22 protein-coding genes are annotated in these 22983 nt (G+C 60.6%); 12 read left to right on the forward strand and 10 right to left on the reverse strand.

The genetic code is table 11. The features are described 5' to 3' along the window. Positions 1-136 precede the first annotated feature (136 nt). The 3 genes from dnaQ to ACM1ZW_RS26525 form a co-directional block, all read right to left on the reverse strand. Positions 137-901, reverse strand: a complete 765-nt coding sequence (gene dnaQ, locus ACM1ZW_RS26515) for a DNA polymerase III subunit epsilon (RefSeq protein ID WP_017338267.1) — start codon at positions 899-901, stop codon at positions 137-139. 71 nt (positions 902-972) lie between these two features. Next, entirely contained in the window at positions 973-1425 is a 453-nt protein-coding gene (gene rnhA / locus ACM1ZW_RS26520; RefSeq protein ID WP_003180633.1) for a ribonuclease HI, read from the reverse strand. A gap of 91 nt (positions 1426-1516) precedes the next feature. Continuing rightward, positions 1517-2275 (reverse strand): methyltransferase domain-containing protein, encoded by a 759-nt coding sequence (locus tag ACM1ZW_RS26525; RefSeq protein ID WP_017338266.1) that lies wholly within the window; start codon positions 2273-2275, stop codon positions 1517-1519. 65 nt (positions 2276-2340) lie between these two features. Here ACM1ZW_RS26525 and gloB point away from each other — a divergent pair, with 65 nt between their 5' ends. The 8 genes from gloB (at position 2341) to fabI (ending at position 13154) form a co-directional block, all read left to right on the forward strand. Further along, positions 2341-3108 carry a hydroxyacylglutathione hydrolase gene (gloB, locus tag ACM1ZW_RS26530; RefSeq protein WP_416740848.1) on the forward strand — a complete coding sequence of 256 codons (768 nt, stop codon included), beginning with the start codon at positions 2341-2343 and terminating at the stop codon, positions 3106-3108. Between the two features lie 99 nt (positions 3109-3207). Then, positions 3208-4650 (forward strand): transglycosylase SLT domain-containing protein, encoded by a 1443-nt coding sequence (locus ACM1ZW_RS26535; RefSeq protein WP_017338264.1) that lies wholly within the window; start codon positions 3208-3210, stop codon positions 4648-4650. Positions 4651-4981: 331 nt separating this feature from the next. Next, positions 4982-6790, forward strand: a complete 1809-nt coding sequence (locus ACM1ZW_RS26540) for an extracellular solute-binding protein (protein ID WP_416740849.1) — start codon at positions 4982-4984, stop codon at positions 6788-6790. Next, positions 6787-8628 (forward strand): extracellular solute-binding protein, encoded by a 1842-nt coding sequence (locus ACM1ZW_RS26545; protein ID WP_414878263.1) that lies wholly within the window; start codon positions 6787-6789, stop codon positions 8626-8628. The genes ACM1ZW_RS26540 and ACM1ZW_RS26545 overlap by 4 nt, the downstream gene beginning before the upstream one ends. A 3-nt stretch (positions 8629-8631) precedes the next feature. Beyond that, the gene (locus tag ACM1ZW_RS26550; RefSeq protein ID WP_017338261.1) at positions 8632-9705 is read left to right on the forward strand and encodes a microcin C ABC transporter permease YejB; all 1074 of its coding nucleotides are present in this window, start codon (positions 8632-8634) and stop codon (positions 9703-9705) included. A gap of 1 nt (position 9706) precedes the next feature. Next, a complete protein-coding gene (locus ACM1ZW_RS26555) occupies positions 9707-10726 on the forward strand; it encodes an ABC transporter permease (protein WP_017338260.1) in 1020 nt (339 codons plus the stop codon). A gap of 1 nt (position 10727) precedes the next feature. Further along, a complete protein-coding gene (locus ACM1ZW_RS26560; protein WP_017338259.1) occupies positions 10728-12338 on the forward strand; it encodes an ABC transporter ATP-binding protein in 1611 nt (536 codons plus the stop codon). A 21-nt stretch (positions 12339-12359) separates the two neighbouring features. Next, complete coding sequence (gene fabI / locus ACM1ZW_RS26565; protein WP_017338258.1) at positions 12360-13154, forward strand: enoyl-ACP reductase FabI; 795 nt, start codon at positions 12360-12362, stop codon at positions 13152-13154. A 67-nt stretch (positions 13155-13221) separates the two neighbouring features. Here the strand turns inward: fabI and ACM1ZW_RS26570 are convergent, their stop codons facing one another. Continuing rightward, entirely contained in the window at positions 13222-14109 is an 888-nt protein-coding gene (locus ACM1ZW_RS26570; RefSeq protein WP_416739694.1) for a LysR substrate-binding domain-containing protein, read from the reverse strand. A gap of 114 nt (positions 14110-14223) precedes the next feature. Here ACM1ZW_RS26570 and ACM1ZW_RS26575 point away from each other — a divergent pair, with 114 nt between their 5' ends. Continuing rightward, positions 14224-14649, forward strand: coding sequence for a VOC family protein (locus ACM1ZW_RS26575; protein WP_414885213.1), 426 nt, complete (start codon positions 14224-14226; stop codon positions 14647-14649). Positions 14650-14725: 76 nt separating this feature from the next. Here the strand turns inward: ACM1ZW_RS26575 and ACM1ZW_RS26580 are convergent, their stop codons facing one another. The 5 genes from ACM1ZW_RS26580 to ACM1ZW_RS26600 all read right to left on the reverse strand — a co-directional run bounded on the left by ACM1ZW_RS26580 (position 14726) and on the right by ACM1ZW_RS26600 (position 19734). After that, positions 14726-15307: a GGDEF domain-containing protein gene (locus ACM1ZW_RS26580; protein ID WP_416739695.1), complete on the reverse strand. Its 582-nt coding sequence runs from the start codon at positions 15305-15307 to the stop codon at positions 14726-14728. Between the two features lie 74 nt (positions 15308-15381). Then, positions 15382-15960, reverse strand: coding sequence for a hypothetical protein (locus ACM1ZW_RS26585; protein WP_017338254.1), 579 nt, complete (start codon positions 15958-15960; stop codon positions 15382-15384). A 1-nt stretch (position 15961) separates the two neighbouring features. Next, a complete protein-coding gene (locus tag ACM1ZW_RS26590; protein WP_416739696.1) occupies positions 15962-18130 on the reverse strand; it encodes a molybdopterin cofactor-binding domain-containing protein in 2169 nt (722 codons plus the stop codon). Positions 18131-18140: 10 nt separating this feature from the next. After that, positions 18141-18596, reverse strand: a complete 456-nt coding sequence (locus ACM1ZW_RS26595; RefSeq protein WP_010459764.1) for a (2Fe-2S)-binding protein — start codon at positions 18594-18596, stop codon at positions 18141-18143. Between the two features lie 292 nt (positions 18597-18888). Continuing rightward, complete coding sequence (locus ACM1ZW_RS26600) at positions 18889-19734, reverse strand: oxidoreductase (RefSeq protein WP_416739697.1); 846 nt, start codon at positions 19732-19734, stop codon at positions 18889-18891. A gap of 115 nt (positions 19735-19849) precedes the next feature. On the opposite strand from ACM1ZW_RS26600, the gene ACM1ZW_RS26605 reads away from it, so the two are divergent. Further along, positions 19850-20773, forward strand: a complete 924-nt coding sequence (locus ACM1ZW_RS26605; RefSeq protein ID WP_414878271.1) for a LysR family transcriptional regulator — start codon at positions 19850-19852, stop codon at positions 20771-20773. A 102-nt stretch (positions 20774-20875) separates the two neighbouring features. Here the strand turns inward: ACM1ZW_RS26605 and ACM1ZW_RS26610 are convergent, their stop codons facing one another. Then, the gene (locus ACM1ZW_RS26610; RefSeq protein WP_414878272.1) at positions 20876-21124 is read right to left on the reverse strand and encodes a transmembrane sensor/regulator PpyR; all 249 of its coding nucleotides are present in this window, start codon (positions 21122-21124) and stop codon (positions 20876-20878) included. A gap of 282 nt (positions 21125-21406) precedes the next feature. On the opposite strand from ACM1ZW_RS26610, the gene ACM1ZW_RS26615 reads away from it, so the two are divergent. Further along, positions 21407-21931 carry a sigma-70 family RNA polymerase sigma factor gene (locus tag ACM1ZW_RS26615; protein WP_017338249.1) on the forward strand — a complete coding sequence of 175 codons (525 nt, stop codon included), beginning with the start codon at positions 21407-21409 and terminating at the stop codon, positions 21929-21931. Between the two features lie 4 nt (positions 21932-21935). Then, on the forward strand, positions 21936-22919 hold the full coding sequence (locus ACM1ZW_RS26620; protein ID WP_416739698.1) for a FecR domain-containing protein: 984 nt from the start codon (positions 21936-21938) through the stop codon (positions 22917-22919). Positions 22920-22983: the final 64 nt, after the last annotated feature.

A 22983-nucleotide genomic window follows, 5' to 3' on the forward strand; every position in this document is an offset into this window, starting at 1 on the left:
GGCTCAGTGTCCTGAGGCGGCAGGCCCTGGCCTGCCAATACCCTCAGGGTAGAGGGTCGAGGCGGATGTGGCGAGTGCAATGCCCCGAAATGGGTCATCGTGGGCGGCAGGCTTTATCAAGATCTATTGGAAGGGCCTACGCCTGAGCTTCAGCTTCAGCCTCAGCCAGTTGCACCCACAGCGCCGGAGCGCCGGCAGATTTGGCAATGGCTTCCATCCGCGCCACGTGCCGGGCCAGGTCATCTTCGCTGGCGCGAATGATCCGGGTCCGCTGACGGTCAGCCGGCAAGCGGCGGATTTCGGTGGCGGAGTTGTCCGCGCCTTCGCCGGAACCATTGCCATCGGACGCGTTGCCGGCCAGCGACAGGCTGGTCTGGCCGCCGGTCATGGTCAGGTAGACGTCGGCGAGAATCTCGGAGTCGAGCAAGGCGCCGTGAAGTTCACGGCCGGAGTTGTCGACGCCATAACGTTTGCACAAGGCGTCGAGGCTGTTGCGCTGCCCCGGGTGACGTTCCCGGGCCATCATCAGGGTGTCGAGGATCGAACAGTGTTGCGTGATGTCAGCACGATCGTGCTGACCCATGAGGGCGAATTCGTTGTTGATGAAACCAACGTCGAACGCGGCGTTATGGATGATCAGCTGCGCACCCTTGATGAATTCGAAAAACTCATCGGCCACTTCAGTGAAGCGTGGCTTGCCCACCAGGAATTCGTTGGTAATGCCGTGGACGCCAATGGCGCCTTCGTCACTTTCGCGGTCCGGTTGCAGGTAAACGTGGAAATGCCGGCCCGTCAGGCGCCGACCGATCAACTCGACACAACCGATTTCGATAATCCGGTGGCCGTCGGTCACCGGCATGCCGGTGGTTTCGGTATCGAGTACAACGGATCTGGTGGCCATCAGTGCTCAGCTCTCAACGGGTCAATCGTGCAAAAGCGGCGATGTTAACACGCTCGCCGGTTGAGCTCGAATCAAGCCTGCTTGTACCCACGCACTTCATCCACGCCACGATTGGCGAGTTGGTCGGCCCGTTCGTTGCCGTGATGCCCGATGTGCCCGCGCACCCATTTCCAGGTGACGTTGTGACGGTTGACCTGCTCATCCAGCAGCTTCCACAGGTCAGCGTTTTTCACCGGTTCTTTCGCCGCCGTTTTCCAGCCGCGTTTCTTCCAGTTGGCCATCCACTCGTTGATGCCTTTCATTACGTACTGGGAGTCGGTCACCAGCAGCACATCACAGGAACGCTTGAGTTCCTCCAGCCCGCGGATCGCGCCCATCAGTTCCATGCGGTTGTTGGTGGTATTGGCTTCGCCGCCCCAGAGTTCTTTTTCAACGCCCTTGCACACCAGCAATGCGCCCCAGCCGCCAGGGCCAGGGTTGCCTTTGCAGGCGCCGTCGGTGAAGAGTTCTACGCTATCGCTCATGCCAATCTATCCAGAAAATGCGGTGGCTCGCCGATCAGCGATCGACGATGCCCGAGGCCGGGGCAAACCCGGCCGGGAATAAAAACAGGGGTTACGGTTCGATATTGCGTCGGTTGACCTTGGCCATCGGCAGGGGGATCAGCTTGCCCATCGGTTCGCGACGTTCCTGACGAAGCGGCCGCAGGCCCACCACAATCTTGCGCGCCACCAATAAATAGAAGCCGCCGCCAGACAATTGCCAATCACCGGCCTTGCGCTCCCAGCCGGCCAGACGGGCTTGCCAGGCGGGGGACGCCAGCGGCGGACGATAGCACCCGAAGCGGCGTTTCTCCAGCGCGAAGCCCAGCAGGTTCAACCAGTCGCCGACCCGTGACGGTGAAATGCAACGGGCCTTGCGCAAGGCGTCATGGGCGAACACGTGACGCAACCCCCACGTGCTCCAGGGGTTGATCCCGACAATCAGCAAATGCCCGCCCGGGCGAACGCTGCTCGCCGCTTCACGCAGCAAACCGTGGGGTGAGAGGCAAAAATCCAGGCCATGCTGCAGCACCACCACATCGGCGGCATGCTCGCTCAACGGCCAGGCTTGTTCTTCACAGACGATTTCAACACCCGGCAATGGCGCGCCCAGCCGCACATTGCGCTGGACCTGCGGGGCGGACGGCGGTGTTTCGGCCGAAGGACCGTAATGCACCAGATAGCCACCAAAGAAGCGCCCCAGCTCGTCTTCAAGCATGCGGCGTTCTTCGTCCAGCAGAAATTGTCCGAGGGGGCCGGACAGCCATTCACGGGCCGCGCTGATCAAGGCCAGCCAGTCAGGATCAGCCTGAGCGAACGCTTTATCGGTCATTGCATTCTCCAACGCGCCAGGAAGTTCTAAGATGCGCCATTGTTTTCCGCTTGGCGAATCCGACGATGATACAGATCACAGCCCTGCCCGCCTTCACCGATAACTACATCTGGTTGTTACAAGATACCGACACCCGGCGCTGCGCCGTGGTCGATCCGGGCGATGCCGCGCCCGTTCTGGACTGGCTTGCGGCCAATCCGGGCTGGGTGCTGAGTGACATTCTGATCACTCACCATCATCACGACCATGTCGGCGGCGTCGAGCAACTGAAAAAAGCGACAGACGCGAAGGTCTACGGCCCGGCCAGCGAAACCATCCCGGCGCGGGACGTCGCGCTCAAGGACAACGATCGTATCAACGTGCTGGGTTGGGACTTCGATGTGATCACCGTTCCCGGTCATACCCTGGGGCACATCGCCTTCTACCATGAGGGAACGCTGTTTTGCGGTGACACCCTGTTCGCCGCCGGTTGCGGGCGCCTGTTCGAAGGCACGCCCGAGCAGATGCATGCGTCGCTGACGCGCCTCGCTTCGTTCCCAGAGGATACGCGGGTCTATTGCACCCATGAATACACCTTGAGCAATCTGCGCTTTGCCGCAGCGGTCGAGCCTGGCAACCCGCACACCGCCGAACGCCTGGCCAACGTCACCGCACAACGGGAAGCCGGAATCATCACACTGCCCTCTACACTGGGCCTTGAAAAGCTGACAAACCCGTTTTTGCGCACTGGCGAAACATCCGTTAAAGAAAAAGTGGACGAACGGAACGGCGCTCATTACCGGGCTCCCAGTGCGGTTTTTGCGGCTCTGCGCGCTTGGAAAGATACGTTCTAAACAGCGTTGCCGTTGGTAGCAAAAATCTGAATGGTTGACCGCAGGGGGTGCGCTTTCTAGAATCCCCCGACATTTTTGCCCGGAACTTACTTCCAGCCAATGTCGTCATCTATTCGTAAAGCCATCAATTCAGACGCATTGACCCGCTTGGCTCAAGCCATAGCGGTGGCTGTGTCCGCCACATTGGCGGGCTGTTCCAGCCATGTGCCACAGACCGACGCGACCCACACCCCGAATATCGCCGCTCGAGCCAAACAGAAGCCCATCTGGCTCAGCGAAAAGCCGACCCCGCAAATCCCACAGGACGTCTGGGAGCGCATGCGCCAGGGCTTCCAGTTGCAGGAAGGCCTGGGCGTCAACCCGCGCATCGAGCAACAGCGCCTGTGGTTCGCCAGCAACCCCTCTTTCCTCGAAAACGCCGGCGAACGCGGCAGCCTCTACATTCACTACATCGTCGAACGGCTTGAAGAACGCAACATGCCGCTGGAACTGGCGCTGCTGCCAGTGATTGAAAGCGCCTACAACCCGATGGCCTATTCCCGGGCCAATGCAGTTGGCTTGTGGCAATTCATTCCTTCCACCGGACGTTATTTCAACCTGCGTCAAACCCGTTTCTATGATGGCCGTCGCGACATCACCGCTTCGACCACCGCCGCCATGGATTACCTGACCCGCCTGCACGACATGTTCAACGGCGACTGGCTGCTGGCCCTGGCAGCCTACAACGCCGGTGAAGGCACGGTCAGCCGGGCCATCGAGCGTAACGAAAAGCTCGGCCTGCCGACCGATTACTGGAACCTGCCACTGCCGGCCGAAACCCAGGCCTATGTGCCGAAGCTGCTGGCCTTGTCGCAAGTGGTGCTGGCCCCGGAAGCCTACGGCGTGAACCTGAACCCGATCGCCAATGAACCGTACTTCCAGGTCGTCGAAATCAACCAGCGCATGGACCTGTCCAAGGTCGCCGCGGTGGCCAATATCGATGAAGACGAACTGTTCCAGCTCAACCCGGCCTTCAAGCAACGCACCACCATCGACGGTCCTCAGCATTTGCTGGTGCCGACGTCCAAGGCGCAGCTGCTGACCGCCAGCCTGTCGACCATGCGTCCCGAAGAATTGATCAGCAAGACGCCGCTCAAGCCGGTATTTGAAGGCGCAGACGACACCCAGCTCGCCAGCCTCAAACGCGCCTACCGGGTTAAACGGGGCGACAACCTTGGCACCATCGCCAAGGCCAACAAGGTCGAGGTCAAGGACCTGCAACGCTGGAACAAGCTGACCGGCAAGGACCTCAAGGTCGGCCAGACGCTGGTGATGCAGGACAAAACCAAGCGCAGCAACGGGCGCATCAACACCGTCGTGGCCGCCAATGCCAAGACGAAGACCAAGAAGCCGCAAACCCAATACAAGGTCCAGCAGGGTGATTCGCTCTACATGGTGGCCAAGCGTTTCAACGTTGAAATGCAACACCTCAAGCGCTGGAATCCGCGTGTCGGCCAAGCGCTGAAGCCGGGGCAGATGCTGACAGTTGCTTCGCCACACTAAAAAAGAGCCCCTGACTTCAGGGGCTTTTTTGTAGCCACTTGCGGGACTTTGTGGCGAGGGAGCTTGCTCCCGCTCGGCTGCGAAGCAGTCGTAAACCGAAATACGCGGAGTGCCAGAAATCACCGGGCTCCAGTTTTTGGGGTTGCTTCGCAACCCAACGGGAACAAGCTCCCTCACCACCGGTTCTGCGATCGGTCAGACTTCACCTCACAATTAACAACCCATTAAATCCCCGTCTTTTTCCTGTCCATACAAGCTGTTACTGTACGGCCCACAAAGCCCAAGCCGCCTGGATCGGATCTCTGACTTGAAGCGTCCCCTCCTCCTTCTCCTGATCAGCCTGGCCTTGAGCTCTTCCGCAAGCGCGACGATCAGCGAAAGCCATGGTTATGCGCAGTTCGGCACGCTCAAGTACCCGGCCAGATTTACCCACTTCGACTGGGTCAACCCGCAAGCGCCCAAGGGCGGTACGTTGCGGGTGATGGCGTTTGGCACCTTCGATACGCTCAACCCCTACACATTCAAGGGCACGAGCCCGGTCTCCACTGCAAATTTCCTGCAATACGGCATCAACGAGCTGAATGAACCGCTGATGGTCGGCACTGGCCAATACGCACCGTCCGGCGACGAGCCGACGTCCAGTTATGGCCTGATCGCCCAATCGGTGGAATACAGCGAAGACCGCAGTTGGGTGGTGTTCAACCTGCGCCCCGAAGCACGGTTTCACGATGGCACGCCGATCACCGCGTACGACGTCGCGTTCTCCTATCGGCTGCTGCTCAAAGAAGGCCATCCGCAATACCGCACCAATCTTCAGGAAGTGTTGCGGGTCGACGTGCTCAACCCGCAGCGCATTCGTTTTGTTTTCAAGCGTGCCGGGAATCCGCTGTTGATCCTGCGCCTGGGCGAGTTGCCGGTGCTGCCGCAGCATTACTGGAAAGGTCGCGACTTCAAGGCCACCACCTTCGAGCCGCCGCTGGGCAGCGGTCCTTATCGCATCACCTCGGTCACGCCCGGACGCCAGATTGTGTTTGAACGGGTCAAGGATTACTGGGGCAAAGACCTGCCGGTCAATCGCGGCAAGTACAACGTCGACCGCATGGAAGTCGAGTTCTACCGCGACAGCGACGTCGCGTTCGAAGCCTTCAAGGCCGGCGAGTTCGATATCTATATCGAGCATCAGGCGAAGAACTGGGAAAACGGTTACAACTTCCCGGCCGTGCGACGGGGCGATGTCATCAAGGCGCAGATCCCCCATCAGATCCCGACCCAGAGCCAGGGCCTGTTCATGAACAGCCGGCGACCGGCGTTTTCCGACGCCAGGGTCCGTGAAGCGCTGGGGCTGATGTTCGACTTCGAGTGGACCAACCGCACGCTGTTCAGCGGGGCCTACAAGCGCGCCATGAGTTATTACCCCAACAGCGAGTTCTCGGCCACCGGTCTTCCGGTCGGTCATGAATGGTTGATGCTCAAACCGTACCGCGAGCAATTGCCCGCCAAGCTGCTCACCGAGCCGTTCAGCCTGCCGCAGACCCAAGGGCGCGGCATTCCACGGGAAACCATGCGCAAGGCCCTGAGCCTGCTCGCCGAAGCCGGCTGGAAGCTGGACGGCCAACACCTGCAGAACGCGGCCAAACAACCACTGCGCCTGGAAATCCTGCTGGTCAACCCGAACCTGGAACGCATCCTCCAGCCTTATGTCGAGAACCTCGCCAGCATCGGCATCGACGCCCGTCTGCGCACGGTGGACCGCGCCCAGTACAAGCAGCGCCTCGATCAGTTCGATTTCGACATGATCCTGATGACCCTCAACCAGACCCTCAGCCCTGGACTTGAGCAATGGCAGTATTTCCATTCCAGCCAGGTCGGGGTCAAGGGCAGCAAAAACTACGCGGGCATCGCCAATCCGGTGGTCGATCATTTACTTGAACAATTGCTCGCCGCCCAGACCCGCGATGAACAGGTTGCCGCCGGCAAAGCCCTGGACCGCGTGCTGTTGTGGCAGCACTACATCATTCCCAACTGGTACCTCAATTATCACCGCCTGGCCTACCGCAACCGGTTCGCCTTTGTCACCACGCCGCCCTACACCCTGGGCCTGAGCGCGTGGTGGCTGAAGTCTTCGGAGAAAGATCGATGAAACCCATACGTGCCCTGCTCTTGCAGGCCAGCGGCCTGTTGTTCGCCGGGCTGGCCTGTGCCGCCCCGCAACACGCCCTGACCCTGTACAACGAGCCGCCAAAATACCCGGCCGACTTCAAACATTTCGACTACGTGAACCCGGATGCGCCCAAGGGCGGAATTTTTCGTCAGGCCGGATTCGGTGGCTTCGACAGCCTTAACCCGTTTATCAGCAAAGGCGTGCCGGCCGACGATATCAGCCTCATCTACGACACCCTCGCCAAACAAGGCCTGGACGAGCCATTCACCGAATACGGACTGGTCGCCGGCAAGATCGAAAAGGCCCCGGACAACAGCTGGGTGCGTTTTTACCTGCGCCCCGAAGCGCGCTTCCACGATGGTCATCCGATCCGTGCCGACGATGTGGTGTTCAGCTTCCAGACCCTGATCAAGGATGGCGCGCCGCTGTACCGCGGTTACTACAGCGATGTCGAAGAAGCCGTCGCCGAAGACCCGCTCACCGTCCTGTTCAAGTTCAAGCACAACAACAACCGCGAACTGCCGCTGATCCTCGGCCAGTTGCCGGTATTGCCGAAACACTGGTGGGCGACCCGGGATTTCAACAAGGGCAACCTGGAAATGCCATTGGGCAGCGGTCCGTACAAGGTCAGCGAAGTGAAGGCCGGGCGTTCGATTCGCTACGAGCGGGTCAAGGATTACTGGGGCAAGGACCTGCCGGCCAACCGTGGCTTCTACAACTTCGACGTGATGACCACCGATTACTACCGCGACAACACCGTGGCCCTGGAAGCACTCAAGGCCGGTCAGTTCGATTTCTGGCTGGAAATGAGCGCAAAGAACTGGGCCAACGCCTACAACATCCCGGCGGTCGCCGAAGGTCGACTGAACAAGGAACAGATCCCCAACGGCAACCCGACCGGCATGCAGGGTTTTGTGTTCAACCTTCGCCGCCCGGTGTTCCAGGACGTGCGCGTGCGCCAGGCGCTGACGTTGCTGCTGGACTTCGAATGGACCAACAAGCAGCTGTTCAACGGTGCCTATGTGCGCACCCGCAGTTACTTCGAAAACTCGGAAATGGCAGCCACGGGCTTACCGGATGCCGATCAGTTGGCCATTCTCGACCCGTTCCGCGGCAAGATCCCCGAGCAAGTGTTCACCGAGGCGTTCCAGAACCCGGTGACCGATGCCAGCGGCATGATCCGCACACAGCAACGCAAGGCTTACCAGCTGCTGCAAGAAGCAGGCTGGCGGATCGTCGACGACAAAATGGTCGACGCCAATGGCAAGCCGGTGACCATCGAATTCCTGCTGGCGCAGACCGAGTTCGAGCGAGTGCTGCTGCCGTTCAAGCGCAACCTCAGCGATCTGGGTATCGATCTGGTGATCCGCCGGGTCGACGTCTCGCAGTACATCAACCGCGTGCGCTCACGGGACTTCGACATGATCGTCGGCAGCTTCCCGCAGTCCAATTCGCCGGGTAACGAACAGCGTGAATTCTGGATGTCTGCCGCCGCCGACAAACCCGGCAGCCGTAACTCCATGGGTTTGAAAGACCCGGTGGTGGACCAACTGGTGGAGCAACTGATCAACGCCGATTCGCGCAAAAGCCTGGTGGCCCACGCCCGCGCACTGGACCGCGTGTTGCAATGGGGCTATTACGTGATCCCCAACTGGCACATCAAGACCTGGCGTGTAGCTTACTGGAACCACATCGGTCATCCGAAAATCTCACCCAAGTATGACATCGGCACGGCCACCTGGTGGATCAAGCCCAACGTGGCACCGGCGATAGAAGTCGAAACCAAACTGCAAGCCGACCCTGCGGGCACGGAGTAATAGATGCTGGCGTATATTTTTCGGCGACTGCTGCTGATCATCCCGACCTTGTTCGGCATCCTGCTGATCAACTTCGTGATCATCCAGGCCGCTCCCGGTGGGCCGGTGGAACAGATGATCGCCAAGCTCGAAGGCTTCGAAGGCGCCACCAGCCGCATTGCCGGCGGCGGTGCCGAAGTGTCGGTGGCCGGCTCGGCCTATCGTGGCGCGCAAGGCCTGGACCCCGCACTGGTGAAAGAAATCGAGCACATGTACGGCTTCGACAAATCGGCGCCGGAACGTTTGTGGATCATGGTCAAGAACTACGCCACCCTGGATTTCGGCGACAGTTTTTTCCGCGACGCCAAGGTCATCGACCTGATCAAGGAAAAAATGCCCGTATCGATTTCCCTCGGGCTGTGGAGCACGCTGATCATGTACCTGGTGTCGATCCCGCTGGGGATCGCCAAGGCGACGCGACATGGCAGCCACTTCGATGTCTGGACCAGTTCGGCGATCATCGTCGGCTACGCGATCCCGGCGTTCCTGTTTGCCATCCTGTTGATCGTTGTGTTCGCCGGCGGCAGCTATTTCGACTGGTTCCCGTTACGGGGACTGACCTCGAACAACTTCGATGAACTGAGCATGGGCGGCAAGGTGCTCGATTACTTCTGGCACCTGGCGTTGCCGGTCACCGCGCTGGTGATCGGCAACTTCGCGACCATGACCCTGTTGACCAAAAACAGCTTCCTCGACGAAATCAACAAGCAGTATGTGGTGACGGCAAAAGCCAAGGGCCTGACCAATCACCGCGTGCTCTACGGCCATGTTTTCCGTAACGCCATGCTGCTGGTGATCGCCGGTTTCCCGTCGGCCTTCATCGGGATCTTCTTCACCGGCTCCTTGCTGGTCGAGGTGATTTTCTCCCTCGACGGGCTGGGGCTGATGAGTTTCGAAGCCGCGATCAACCGCGATTACCCGGTGGTCTTCGGCACGCTGTTCATCTTCACGCTGCTCGGGCTGGTGGTGAAGCTGATCGGTGACCTGACCTACACCTTTGTCGATCCGCGCATCGATTTCGAAAGCCGGGAGCATTGAGATGAACCTGTCCCCTCTCAATCGTCGGCGTTTCGAACTGTTCAAGGCCAACAAGCGTGGCTGGTGGTCGCTGTGGCTGTTTCTCGTGCTGTTCGGCCTGAGCCTCGGTGCCGAGCTGATCGCCAACGACAAACCGCTGGTGGTGCATTACGACAACAGCTGGTATTTCCCGGCGATCAAGCGTTACCCGGAAACCGCGTTTGGTGGCGAGTTCCCGCTGGAAGCCAACTACAAAAGCCCCTACATCCGCGAATTGCTCAAGGCCAAGGACGCCTGGGTCCTGTGGGCACCGATTCCCTACAGTTACCAAAGCATCAATTACGACCTGAAAGTCCCGGCCCCGGCGCCGCCGTCGGCCGACAACCTGCTGGGCACGGACGACCAGGGGCGCGATGTGTTGGCGCGAGTGATTTACGGGTTCCGGATTTCGGTGCTGTTTGCCCTGACGCTGACCATTCTCAGCTCGATCATCGGCGTGATCGCAGGTGCCTTGCAGGGTTTCTATGGCGGTTGGGTGGATTTGGCCGGGCAACGTTTCCTGGAGATCTGGTCCGGGTTGCCGGTGCTGTATCTGCTGATCATTCTCGCCAGTTTCGTCCAGCCGAATTTCTGGTGGCTACTGGGGATCATGCTGCTGTTCTCGTGGATGAGCCTGGTGGACGTGGTGCGTGCCGAGTTCCTGCGCGGGCGTAACCTTGAGTACGTGCGCGCCGCACGGGCGCTGGGCATGCAGAATGGTGCGATCATGTTCCGCCACATCTTGCCTAACGCGATGGTTTCGACCATGACCTTCATGCCGTTCATCCTCACCGGCGCCATTGGTACCCTGACCGCCCTCGACTTTTTGGGCTTCGGCTTGCCGCCGGGCGCGCCGTCCCTGGGTGAGCTGGTGGCACAGGGCAAATCCAACCTGCAAGCGCCGTGGCTCGGCATGAGCGCGTTTGCGGTGCTGGCGTTGATGTTGAGTCTGCTGGTGTTCATCGGCGAGTCCGCTCGCGATGCCTTCGACCCGAGGAAGTGAAATGAATCAGGACAATCTGATCGAAGTGCGCGACCTGTCCGTCGAATTCGTCGTCGGCGATCGCTGTCAGCGTGTGGTCGAAGGCGTCAGTTTCGACATCAAGCGCGGCGAAACCCTGGCGCTGGTGGGTGAAAGCGGTTCCGGCAAATCGGTGACCGCGCACTCGATCCTGCGCTTGCTGCCCTACCCGCTCGCCCGGCATCCGTCCGGCACCATCGAGTATTCGGGGCAAGACCTGCTGAGCCTGAAAGAGAAAACCATCCGCCATATCCGTGGCAACCGGATTGCGATGATCTTTCAGGAGCCGATGACCTCGCTCAATCCATTGCACTCGATCGAAAAGCAGATCAACGAAGTCCTGGGCATCCACAAGGGTCTGATCGGCAAAGTCGCGACCAAACGCACGCTGGAGTTGCTGGAGATGGTCGGCATTCCGGAACCCGAGAAGCGCCTGAAAGCCCTGCCCCACGAATTGTCCGGTGGCCAGCGTCAGCGGGTAATGATCGCCATGGCCCTGGCCAACGAGCCGGAACTGCTGATCGCGGATGAACCGACCACCGCGCTGGACGTGACCGTTCAGCTGAAAATCCTTGAATTGCTCAAGGAATTGCAGGCCCGCCTGGGCATGGCGTTGCTACTGATCAGTCACGATTTGAACCTTGTGCGAAGAATTGCGCATCGCGTATGTGTCATGCAGCGCGGTTGCATCGTCGAACAGGCATCGTGCGAAGAGTTGTTCCGCGCGCCGCAGCATCCGTACACTCGGGAACTGCTGGCAGCGGAGCCCAGCGGGACGCCGGCGACCAATGTCATCGGGCCGCCCTTGCTGCAGGTCGAGGACCTGAAAGTCTGGTTCCCGATCAAGAAAGGCTTGCTGAAAAAAACCGTCGACCACATCAAAGCGGTGGACGGGATCAATTTCAGCCTGCCTCAGGGCCAGACCCTGGGGATTGTGGGAGAAAGTGGTTCGGGCAAGTCGACCCTCGGGTTGGCGATTTTGCGGCTGATCGGCAGCAAAGGTGCGATCCGGTTTGAAGGCAAGCAGCTAGACTGCCTGACGCAGCAACAGGTTCGACCGCTGCGGCGGGAGATGCAGGTGGTGTTCCAGGACCCGTTCGGCAGCCTGAGCCCGCGGATGTGCGTGAGCCAGATCGTTGGCGAAGGCCTGCGAATTCACAAGATGGGCACCGAGGCGGAACAGGAACAAGCGATCATTGCGGCACTCAAGGAGGTAGGTCTGGATCCGGAAACCCGGCACCGCTACCCCCACGAATTTTCCGGCGGGCAGCGGCAGAGAATCGCCATTGCCCGGGCATTAGTGCTAAAACCGGCGCTGATATTGCTGGACGAGCCGACATCGGCCCTCGACCGGACAGTGCAGCGCCAAGTGGTGGAGCTTTTGCGTTCACTGCAAACCAAGTACAACCTGACGTATCTGTTTATCAGCCATGACCTGGCTGTCGTCAAAGCGCTGAGCCACCAGCTGATGGTGGTCAAGCATGGCCAAGTGGTCGAACAGGGAGACGCGCAAAGTATCTTTGCCGCCCCCCAACATCCGTATACACAGCAGTTGCTGGAAGCCGCTTTCCTGGCACCAGCCACTGCGCAATAACCTGAAAGAGAGGAGCAACACATGGGTTTTCTCGCCGGTAAGCGCGTACTGATCGTCGGTGTCGCCAGCAAGCTGTCCATCGCATCCGGCATCGCTGCCGCCATGCATCGCGAGGGCGCTGAGCTTGCCTTCACTTATCAGAACGACAAACTCAAGGGTCGTGTCGAAGAGTTCGCACAAAGCTGGGGTTCCAACCCTGACCTGTGCTTCCCGTGCGACGTGGCCAGCGATGAAGAAATCGCCAAGGTCTTCGAAGCACTGAGCAAGAAGTGGGACGGCCTGGACTGCATCGTGCACTCCGTCGGCTTCGCCCCGGGCGATCAACTGGACGGCGACTTCACCGAAGCCACCACCCGTGAAGGTTTCCGCATCGCTCACGACATCAGCGCCTACAGCTTCGTGGCCCTGGCCAAAGCGGGTCGCGAAATGATGAAAGGCCGCAATGGCAGCCTGCTGACCCTGTCGTACCTGGGCGCCGAGCGCACCATGCCGAACTACAACGTGATGGGCATGGCCAAGGCTTCGCTGGAAGCTGGCGTGCGTTACCTGGCCGGCTCCCTGGGCCCGGACGGCACCCGCGTCAACTGCGTATCGGCCGGCCCGATCCGCACCCTCGCCGCTTCCGGCATCAAGAACTTCCGCAAGATGCTGGCCGCCAACGAAGCGCAAACCCCGCTGCGTCGCAACGTCACCATCGACGAAGTCGGCAACGCCGGCGCCTTCCTCTGCTCGGACCTGGCGTCCGGCATCAGCGGCGAAATCATGTACGTGGATGGTGGTTTCAACACCACGGCCATGGGCAGCATCGAAGAGTAATCTTCGGCTCGGCCATTAAAAAACCCGCCTCCCGAGGCGGGTTTTTTTGTGCCTGCGATTTCAGGGTTCATGCAAGCCCGCTTGTATGTTCAGACTTGAAGGGGTCCAGGCACTTCGCGAACAGCTGCTGGATCGGTTGCATTCGCTGGTTGTAACGCTGCAACAGGACGATCTCGCGGTAGAAGGTCAGCTCGCCCAACCGGATAATCCTGACCTTCGCGCCATACTCCAGCCATAACCCGGCTTCGGGAAGCAGGGACACGCCCAATCCGCATTCAACCATTTTGACGATGGCTTCCAGTTCATCCAGTTCCAGGGCCACTTGCACGTCCATCTGCTGCTCACGCAGAAACCGCGTCACCAGGCGGCCACCGAATGAATTGCGGTCGTAACGCACATGGGGATGGCTCGCGAGGATCTGCAACGGGTCGTCACCCTCAAGCGCCGGCGGCACGATCAGCACAAACGGTTCCCGGCGGATAACCTGGGCCGACAGCTCCTTGGGTAAGTCAAACGGCGGTTTGATCAGAATGGCCAGATCCACTTCGCCGGTGTCGACCTGGCTCAACAGGTTCAGCGACACGCCGGGTACCAGTTTCGGCTCAAGCAACGGTGCTTGCTGGCGCAGGCGCAACAACGCCTGGGGCAGCAACCCGGTCTGTGCCGTGGCCACGGCGCCGATCTTCAACTCGCCGCGATACTCGCTGACATCGTCGCTGACCGCCATCCGGCTGAAGGTTTCCAGCATTTCCCTGGCCATCGGCAATGCCCGTTGCCCCGCCGCATTGAGAATCGCCTGCCGCCCGGTGCGGTCAAACAACCGAATGCCCAGCGCCTGCTCAAGGTTGCGCATCTGTGCGCTGACGGCCGACTGCGTCAGGCCGATGTGCATGCCGGCCGCAGCAAACGTTCCATAACGCGTCACGGCAATAAAGGTCTTCAGTTCACGCAGCATGGCAGTCTCGATTGATCGAAATTATTTGAGCTCGACGCAAAAACTATCGTCTTTCAATCGAAAAGCACAGCGCTAAACTCCCCTTCAACTACCGCCAATCTACGAGGCACCGCGATGCAACTCTCCCCTTTTCACCTGGCCATCCCCGTCTATGACCTTGCGGCCGCCCGGACTTTTTACCGTGACGTCTTCGGCCTGGAGGAAGGCCGCTCCAGCGACCATTGGGTCGACTTCAACTTCTTCGGCCACCAGCTGGTGATTCACCTGGCGCCGAAAAACGCCTCTCAGGAAGCGGCGCACACCAACGCTGTGGACGGGCACGATGTGCCGGTGCCGCATTTTGGCGTGGTGTTGGGGATGGACGAATGGGAGGGTCTTGCCGAACGGTTGAAAGCGCGTGAAACCCGATTTGTGATTGAGCCGGGGATTCGGTTTCAGGGGCTGGTGGGCGAGCAGGCGACAATGTTTCTGTTTGATCCCTGTGGCAATGCGCTGGAGTTCAAGGCGTTCAAGGATATCGGGCAATTGTTTGCCAAGTGAAACAAGGGTGATTTTGAGGGCCTCATCGCTAGCCTGCTAGCGATGAGGCCAGCTCCTACACCGCTGAATTGCCGGCCTACCGGTGCAACGCCCTCTCAGCCTCAACCAGCATTTCATCAATCGAGGGGTGAAGACAGGCGTCATATTCAACCTGCCCAATGCTGAAACGAATGTCATAGCCACGACGCATCGTGGCATTGCGTTCGTCGAGGATTTCTTCGAGCCGCGCCTTGATCGCGGTCAGCTCCACAGCACTGGAACCCGTCAGCAACGCAACAAACTCATCATCGCCGAGCCGACCGATCACGTCGCTTTCGCGAAAGGCGATACGCAGTACGTCAGCGAAGGTTTTCAGCGCATCGTCACCCTCGGCACGACCGTACAGATAGTTGATGCGTTTGAAGTCATCGAGGTCGAAAAACAGCAAGGTGGCCGGAATCTCAAGGCGCTGACAGATTTCCAGCCCCAATTGGGCCAGTGAATTGAAGCCATGGCGATTAGAGAGCAGCGTCAGCTCATCCATGCTCGCCATGGTCACGCCTATCACTTCCTGCTCGGCCTGGCGTGCCCTGTGACGCAGTACTTCGCGTGCCTGTTGCGGCGAAAGCGAAGGATCAGCGCTAGCGCCATGTTTGACCGGTTTGCCTGGGATCAGCATGACTTGCTCCAGTGGCGGATATGTACTTTAGAGTCGTTCCAACCCGCTTTGACTCCCTGGTACCAGACCGCCGGTCAACCATCGACCACCGGACAAGGCCCGCCAGCCTCGGCCCAGCGCTTGAATTGAGTCACGAAAATGTCGTGCGGCACCGGCACCGGCGCCCTTCCCTCACCCGGATTCCAGCCCCACAACACCAGTTTGTCGTCGCTGACATGCTTGATCAGCGCCGCGAAATCCCGATCACCGTTGCTGCCGCGATCCTTGATCATCGCGCACAACTTGTCGGCCGGCAGCCCGATCCAGGCCATTTTGTGCGCCGCGGGCGGCAGGCTCCAGTGCGGCGCACCCGGCGGTGCGTTCGGGCCGTAACTGGCGGGCGGGTTGCTGTCGGCGTGGCAGGTGGCGCAGGGCAAACCCGCCGCGCCCTTGCCGTCCATGCCCCGGACCACGTTCATCGCATGGGGAATGCCGGCGTCGAACTGCAACGGCGAATCACCGGGGATATGGCAGTTCTGGCAACGCGGGCTCTGGAAGACTTTTTGCACCGTATCGAAAGCCTTCACGGCTTCCTTGTCGTCAGCAAACAGGTCCGAGGCATAGACCGCAAGGCCCACCAGCACCACCGCGCCAAGCACAAGATGTCGTTTCATTTCACACCCCCGACAGTTGCAAGGGCAATTCGCGCAACCGTTGCCCGGTCAGGGCGAACACGGCGTTGGCCACCGCCGGCGCCGTCGGCGGTACACCCGCCTCGCCGATGCCACCGGGTTTGTCGGTGCTGGGCACGATGTGCACTTCGACCACTGGCATTTCATTGAGCCGCAACACCTGATAGTCGTGATAATTGGACTGTTGCACCTCGCCGTTCTTGAAGGTCAGCTTGCTGTGCAAGGTAAACCCCAGGCCGAAGGTGATGGCCGATTCCATTTGCGCCGCGATGCTCATCGGGTTGACCGCAATCCCGCAGTCCACCGCACACACCACCCGGTGCACGCGGATCGCCAGATTGTCCTGGGACACCTCGGCGACCTGTGCGACGTAGCTGCCGAAAGACTCATGCACCGCAACACCCAATGCATGACCGTCCGGCAGAGGCGCTGTCCAGTTGGCTTTCTCGACCGCCAGATTCAACACCCCCAGATGCCGCGGATGCGCCTTGAGCAAGGTTCGTCGGTACTCCACCGGATCCTTGCCAGCCGCCTCGGCCAGCTCGTCGATCAGCGACTCCATCACGAACCCGGTGTGGGTGTGCCCGACCGAACGCAGCCACAACACGGTGATGCCGGTTTTCGGCGAATGCAGGTCTACCTGATGATTGGCGATCCCGGCAAGGTAAGGACTGTCGGCAACGCCTTCGACCGACGTCTTGTCGATGCCGTCCTTGACCATGGTCGCCTCCAGCATGGTCCCGGCCATGATCGACTGCCCGACCATCACGTGCTTCCACGCCATCGGCATCCCGCCGGCATCCAGTCCGATGCGCGCCTGGTGCAGGAATGCCGAGCGGTAGTAGCCGCCGCGAATGTCGTCTTCGCGGGACCACACGGTTTTCACCGGTCCGCCGGCTGCCTTCGCGACCTCCACGGCCTCCGCGACAAAGTCTGACGTCGGGTTGGCCCGACGGCCGAAACCGCCGCCCAGAAACTCGGTATGAATCTCGACCTGTTCCGGTTTGAGCCCGGTGATTTTGCCGGCAATCATCTGATCCAGCGTCTGAAACTGCGTGCCGGTCCAGATCTCGCACTTGTCCTGGGTGATTTTGACCGTGCAGTTGAGCGGCTCCATCGGCGCATGAGCCAGGTACGGCACGCTGTACTCGACGTCGATGGCTTTTGCCGCTTTGGATAACGCGCCCTCGGCATCCCCCGCCTTGCTCGCCGGAGCCCCCGGCGTGGCCGCCAGTTTGCGGAAGCTCTCCAGCAGGTTCTGACTGTCGAGCCCGGCGTTCGGCCCCAAGTCCCAATCGACCTTGAGTGCATCACGCCCCAGCTTCGCCGCCCAATAATGGTCGGCAATCACCGCGACGCCACTCGGCACTTGCACCACTTTATGCACGCCCGGTATCGCCAGCGCTTCGGCGCCCTCAAAGGATTTGACGTGGCCACCCAATACCGGCGGACGCGCGACCATGGCGGTCATCAGACCATCGAACTGCACGTCCATGCCGAATTTGGCACGGCCGGTGATTTTCTCGGGTGTATCGAGACGCTTGGTGGGTTTGCCGATGACCTTCCAGTCCTTGGCCTCCTTGAAGGTTATCGACGCGGGGGCCGGCACCGGCAACTGGCCCGCGTCATCGGCCAGTTCGCCGTACGTGGCGCGTTGGTCGCCCGCAATGACCACGCCCGACTCGGTACGAATGCTCGACGGCGCGACATTGAAGCGCTTGGCCGCGGCCTCGACCAGCATCAACCGCGCCGCCGCGCCGGCCTGACGATAGCGGTCGAACTCCATCCAGGTCGAAGTTGAACCGCCGGTGATCTGCATCCCGCCAAACCCGGCCAGGCCATAATCGGCGGCCGATGCGGGAGAGTGCTCGACGCGGATTTTCGACCAGTCGGCGTCGAGTTCTTCGGCGATCAGCATGGTCAGGCCGGTCCAGATGCCCTGGCCCATTTCCGAGTGGCCGAGCAGCACGGTGACGCTGTTGTCGTTACCGATGCGTAAAAATGCATTGGGCGCGAAGACGTTGCCCTGATTCTCGGCGCCCATGGCAAAACGGTGCGCGCCAGGGATGACGAACGCGACCACCAGTCCACCGCCCAACAACGCGCTGCCCTTGAGGAAGCCACGACGCGATAACGGATTGATGCTGTTCATGGCGAGTCCCTCAACCGATCTCGGCGGCGCGTTTGACCGCGGCACGAATCCTTGGGTAAGTGCCGCAACGGCAGATGTTGCCGGAGAGCGCCTGGTCGATATCGCTGTCGGTGGGTTTGGGGATCTTCGCCAGCAACGCCGCCGCCGACATGATCTGCCCGGACTGGCAATAACCGCACTGGACCACGTCGAGTTCGGCCCAGGCTTGTTGCACCGGGTGCGAACCATCAGTGGAAAGGCCTTCGATGGTGAGTATTTTTTGCCCGTGGGCCACGGCCGTGGCGGGCGTGATGCAGGAACGCAGTGGCGCGCCGTCGACGTGCACGGTACAGGCGCCGCACTGGGCCATGCCGCAACCGAATTTAGTGCCGGTCAGGTGCGCGACGTCACGCAGGACCCAGAGCAACGGCATGTCCGCGGGGACGTCCAGCTCCTGATCCTTGCCATTGATGTTCAAGGTCAGCATGGTGATTTCCTCAGACTCACGGTGACGCCATTATTGTGATCGGTCGGCGTGATCCTTTCATCTAAGCGCAAAATGCCGGGCGAGACCGGTTCATCGACCACCGGTCACACCTGTGGCGAGGGGATTTATCCCCGTTCGGCTGCGAAGCAGTCGCAAATCCGGACAATTCAGTCTGACTGTCAGGACTCCGGGGCCGCTTCGCGACCCAACGGGGATAAATCCCCTCGCCACAGGTGTGCGTGCTCTTCCTTGAGCGAACAGCATCAAGCCAACTTTCTTTTGCGTTTGACGCTTAGAAGTCGGTAGACACCGACACCTCACGCCAAACCTGCAACTCATCGGCAACAAAGCTGTTTTTCGCTTCAATCGCTGCGACGCAGTCACTGCCCAGTGGCAAGCGCAGCGGCGCATGTTGCGCTTCCACCAGGGTGATCATGACCTGGGCGAGTTTGTCCGGGTCACCCGGCTGGTTCAGGGTCACGGCCTTGGCGATCTTGCGCACTTCGCCTGCGGTGCTGTCGTAGTCGGCAATCGAGGACGGCGACTCGACCAGCGAATTGCCTTCGAGGAATTCGGTGCGGAAGTACCCGGGCTCGACAACGGTCACCTTGACGCCCAGCGGTGCCAGCTCAGCGTGCAAGGCCTCGCTCAAGCCTTCGACGGCAAACTTGGTCGAGCAGTAGACGCCAAAGCCCGGCCCCGATCTGTAGCCACCCACCGACGACAGGTTGATCACGTGCCCGCTGCGAGCGGCGCGCATGTGTGGCAGGACGGCGCGGGTCACGTTCAGCAGACCGAAAACGTTGGTTTCGTACACACGCCGTACTTCATCGGCGCTGGCTTCTTCCACCGCGCCGAGCAAACCGAAACCGGCGTTGTTGACCAGCACGTCGATGCGCCCGAAGTGGTCAATGGCCGCCTGGGCGACCGCAACGCCTTGTGCTTCGTCGGTCACATCCAGGCTGGCGGCGAGCAAACCGGGTTGTTCGCCAAAGCGCTGCGTGATGCTGCTGGCGTCACGTGCGGTGGCAACCACGGCGTCACCGTTGGCCAGCGCGGCGGCAGCGATTTTTGCGCCGATGCCACGGGAAGCGCCAGTGATGAGCCAGATACGTTTGAAGGAGTGGGAAGTGGTCATGAGCGTGTTTCCTTGTGTGCAGTGGGGGTAGGCACAAGGTACGCAGGAAGATTGCCCGGAAAAATGCCCTCGTGTTACAAGCACTATGAAACGCTCTTTCATAATGGCACTCACAATGAACCACGATCCGTTCGATGGCTTGACCGAGTTTCTGGCGGTGGCCGAGCACAAGAGCTTCACCCTGGCCGCCACCCGCCTGGCGGTAACACCCACGGCTGTCAGCCATGCGATCAAATTGCTCGAGCGCCGCACCGGCGTGTTGCTGTTCCAACGCACCACGCGCCGGGTGGCGTTGACCGAGGCTGGCGCCAGTCTGTTTGCCCGCTTGCGCCCTGCGGCCAGCGAGATCGACGAAGCGCTGGCAGTGCTCAGCGGGTTTCGTGATCAGCCGATGGGCACGCTGCGTATCACGGCTCCACGGTTGTCCGGGGCGTTGTTGATGGAGCCGTTGATCCCACTGTTTCGCGAGGCGTATCCGCAAGTGACCCTCGACATTTCCCTCGACGACGCCACGGTGGACCTCATGACCGGCGGCTTCGATGCCGGGATTCGGCTGGGTGAGTCCATCGAAAAAGACATGATCGCGGTGCGCCTCACCCCCGATCTGCAATGGTCGGTGGTAGGCGCTCCGGACTATTTCGCCAAGGCGGGTACACCGGCGAGTCCTGAAGACCTGACCCGCCATCAATGCATCGGCTTTCGCTTCTCGACCTCGGGCAGTGCGCACCGCTGGGAGTTTCGCCGCGAGGGGCGCGACTTTACGGTGGGCGTCGAGGGTGGCGTGATCGTCAATGACCGACGGCTGCTGGTGGCGGCGGCTCGCAGCGGTTCGGGCCTGGCCTACGCCTGCGATCTGGAGATCGCCGACGAGTTGGCGGACGGTCGACTGGAACGGGTGCTGGAGCCGTTCGTGCCGCTCAGTTCGGCGCTATACCTGTACTTTCCCAGCCGCACCCAGACTCAGCCGAAGCTGCGCGCCTTTATCGATCTGGCAACACGCTGGATCGCCGAACAGGGAGGGCTTGAACCCTCGGCTTAGGCGGCCACCAGGTCGCGACCCAGCCCTCATGCCAGCAATGGCATTTGCAGCGCAATCAAGGAAAGCCAAGGTTGAAAACCGGTGCAGCGGCGAGCTGGCGCATCAAGCCACCACCCTGACCTGACGAGTGCCCAACCGATGCTGGGCCAACAGGCGCATGACGTAGCCGATCTTGATCAGGGTCGGGCCGATGATGGTCATGGCATGCATCGAAACCAGTAGCGCAATCGGCAAATGCCCGGCGTAAAGATAGGCGCCGTAGATCCCCGCCAGCAGCAGCGCCAGGCCCGCGCCCAGGACTTTGCTCGACAGATACAGGACGTTCCGAGGATTGCTGAAGTAAGCGAACATTTTTCCGTACTCCTGAATCAAACCAGTTGTACGTTTGTTGTTTCAGGTTTCGTGCCAGGTTTTTTATGTTTAAAAATCAATGATATAAGGCATTTGAAGTCAAATTGACCTGATCAGAAAATAGTCAATGTGACTCCAATTGATGTCATAGTGACTGCATGCAGACTGCCCCACCACAAAAGCGAACTAATATCATTTGCGCGCAACCCGTCCTTTTGCTTTAATCGCGACCAATTCTTATTCGCACCGAAGGCGCCCGTCGCCCATGGACACGTGCTCACGATGATGGTCGCCGACTCTTCCAGCATTCAGAACCTCTACGTCACTCATCACCGCTGGTTGCATGAGTTGCTGCGCCGTCGCTTGAGCAACGCGTTCGATGCCGCCGACCTGGCCCATGACACCTTCATCCGGGTGCTCAAGCGCCCGCAAGTGTTCGACTGCGAAACCCGCGAACGTTCCTACCTGGCCACCATCGCCCGGGGCTTGTGCATCGATCACTGGCGCCGTCGGCAACTCGAACAGGCGTGGCTGGAGACGCTGGCCTCGCGCCCGCAAGCCGTTCAACCGTCGCCGGAGCAACGGGCGATCATCGTCGAAACCCTGTACGAAGTGGACGCAATGCTGATGCGCCTGCCCACGCGGGTGCGCGACGCGTTCATCCTCGCCCAGTTGCACGGCCTGCCCTACCGCGCCATCGCCGAAGAAATCGGCGTGTGCGAGCGCATGGTGAAAAAGTACCTGGCGCAAGCGCTGATGCATTGCGCGATGCTCGAAGCCGAGCTTGACGGCCTGTTGATCGAGTAAGCGCATGCCCTCTGCCGCCTCCAACTCCATCAGCCATGCCAGCCTCGAACAGGCGGCGCAATGGTATGTGCAACTCAACGACCAGCAGGTCGGCGAACACGAGCGTCAGCGCTGGCAAGCCTGGCTGGCGCAAAGTGGCGACCATCAGGCGGCCTGGCGATATGTCGAGCGTGTCGGCCAGCGCTTCGCCGCGTTGCAGGACGATCAGCCGCAGGCTGCCGGCCTGGTGCTGCGCAACACCGCGCGCTCGCCGATCACGCGTCGGCAAACGGTCAAGAGCCTGCTCATCCTCGCCTCGGGCGGGCTGTTGGGCTGGAACGCCTGGCGCGACACTTCGCTGCCGGATGCCTTGGGACGCTGGACGGCCGACCTTTCAACCGGCACCGGCGAAACCCGCGAAAGCCTGCTCAGCGACGGCAGCCGGATCTGGCTCAACGCCTTGAGCGCCTTGAATGTGCGTTTCGACACCACGCAACGCCTGCTGCTGTTGAGTGCCGGGGAAGTGTTGATCGACACCGCCAAGGACAGCCGCCGACCGTTTCTGGTGCAAACCGCCCAGGGCCGGATGCGTGCACTTGGCACGCGTTTCAGTGTGCGTCAGGAAGAGCAACAGACGTTGCTCAACGTCTACGAAGGCGCGGTTGAAGTCCGAACCACTGAGGGCCAGGTGCACGTGGTTGAGGCCGGACGCCAATTGGCGTTCACGCAAAGCCACCTCCCGCCCTCCTCCGAGGCTGCGGCCGGGCGCGAAGCCTGGCGTCGCGGTGTGTTGCTGGCGGATAACCTGCCGCTGGGCCAGTTGATCGAAGAGTTGAGCCGCTACCGTCATGGGCATCTGGCCTGCGACCCTGCCATCGCCGGGTTGCCGGTCATGGGTTCGTTCCCGCTCAAGGACACCGATCAGGCCCTGCACCTGCTGGAAGCAGCCTTACCGATACGCGTGGAGAAAACCCTGGCGTGGTGGGTCAGCGTCGGTCCGAAGGTGTGAGCCAGAAACTTTTGGCGCCGCAGTTCCCTTTTGCGTTTCTCGTTCGGTTAACCCTGTGAAGCCT

Source organism: Pseudomonas sp. NFX71 (assembly GCF_048079215.1).
GTDB lineage: Bacteria > Pseudomonadota > Gammaproteobacteria > Pseudomonadales > Pseudomonadaceae > Aquipseudomonas > Aquipseudomonas fluorescens_B.

What these genes read in the sequence shown, in the direction of transcription:
- ACM1ZW_RS26570 (WP_416739694.1), bottom strand. Translation starts at nt 14,109, where the DNA reads ATGCTGCGTGAACTGAAGACCTTTATTGCCGTGACGCGTTATGGAACG.
- ACM1ZW_RS26590 (WP_416739696.1), bottom strand. Translation starts at nt 18,130, where the DNA reads ATGAACAGCATCAATCCGTTATCGCGTCGTGGCTTCCTCAAGGGCAGC.
- ACM1ZW_RS26560 (WP_017338259.1), top strand. Translation starts at nt 10,728, where the DNA reads ATGAATCAGGACAATCTGATCGAAGTGCGCGACCTGTCCGTCGAATTC.
- ACM1ZW_RS26535 (WP_017338264.1), top strand. Translation starts at nt 3,208, where the DNA reads ATGTCGTCATCTATTCGTAAAGCCATCAATTCAGACGCATTGACCCGC.
- ACM1ZW_RS26610 (WP_414878272.1), bottom strand. Translation starts at nt 21,124, where the DNA reads ATGTTCGCTTACTTCAGCAATCCTCGGAACGTCCTGTATCTGTCGAGC.
- ACM1ZW_RS26555 (WP_017338260.1), top strand. Translation starts at nt 9,707, where the DNA reads ATGAACCTGTCCCCTCTCAATCGTCGGCGTTTCGAACTGTTCAAGGCC.
- gloB (WP_416740848.1), top strand. Translation starts at nt 2,341, where the DNA reads ATGATACAGATCACAGCCCTGCCCGCCTTCACCGATAACTACATCTGG.
- ACM1ZW_RS26600 (WP_416739697.1), bottom strand. Translation starts at nt 19,734, where the DNA reads ATGACCACTTCCCACTCCTTCAAACGTATCTGGCTCATCACTGGCGCT.
- rnhA (WP_003180633.1), bottom strand. Translation starts at nt 1,425, where the DNA reads ATGAGCGATAGCGTAGAACTCTTCACCGACGGCGCCTGCAAAGGCAAC.
- ACM1ZW_RS26595 (WP_010459764.1), bottom strand. Translation starts at nt 18,596, where the DNA reads ATGCTGACCTTGAACATCAATGGCAAGGATCAGGAGCTGGACGTCCCC.
- ACM1ZW_RS26620 (WP_416739698.1), top strand. Translation starts at nt 21,936, where the DNA reads ATGCCCTCTGCCGCCTCCAACTCCATCAGCCATGCCAGCCTCGAACAG.
- ACM1ZW_RS26585 (WP_017338254.1), bottom strand. Translation starts at nt 15,960, where the DNA reads ATGAAACGACATCTTGTGCTTGGCGCGGTGGTGCTGGTGGGCCTTGCG.
- ACM1ZW_RS26580 (WP_416739695.1), bottom strand. Translation starts at nt 15,307, where the DNA reads ATGCTGATCCCAGGCAAACCGGTCAAACATGGCGCTAGCGCTGATCCT.
- ACM1ZW_RS26550 (WP_017338261.1), top strand. Translation starts at nt 8,632, where the DNA reads ATGCTGGCGTATATTTTTCGGCGACTGCTGCTGATCATCCCGACCTTG.
- dnaQ (WP_017338267.1), bottom strand. Translation starts at nt 901, where the DNA reads ATGGCCACCAGATCCGTTGTACTCGATACCGAAACCACCGGCATGCCG.
- ACM1ZW_RS26575 (WP_414885213.1), top strand. Translation starts at nt 14,224, where the DNA reads ATGCAACTCTCCCCTTTTCACCTGGCCATCCCCGTCTATGACCTTGCG.
- fabI (WP_017338258.1), top strand. Translation starts at nt 12,360, where the DNA reads ATGGGTTTTCTCGCCGGTAAGCGCGTACTGATCGTCGGTGTCGCCAGC.
- ACM1ZW_RS26525 (WP_017338266.1), bottom strand. Translation starts at nt 2,275, where the DNA reads ATGACCGATAAAGCGTTCGCTCAGGCTGATCCTGACTGGCTGGCCTTG.
- ACM1ZW_RS26615 (WP_017338249.1), top strand. Translation starts at nt 21,407, where the DNA reads ATGATGGTCGCCGACTCTTCCAGCATTCAGAACCTCTACGTCACTCAT.
- ACM1ZW_RS26605 (WP_414878271.1), top strand. Translation starts at nt 19,850, where the DNA reads ATGAACCACGATCCGTTCGATGGCTTGACCGAGTTTCTGGCGGTGGCC.
- ACM1ZW_RS26545 (WP_414878263.1), top strand. Translation starts at nt 6,787, where the DNA reads ATGAAACCCATACGTGCCCTGCTCTTGCAGGCCAGCGGCCTGTTGTTC.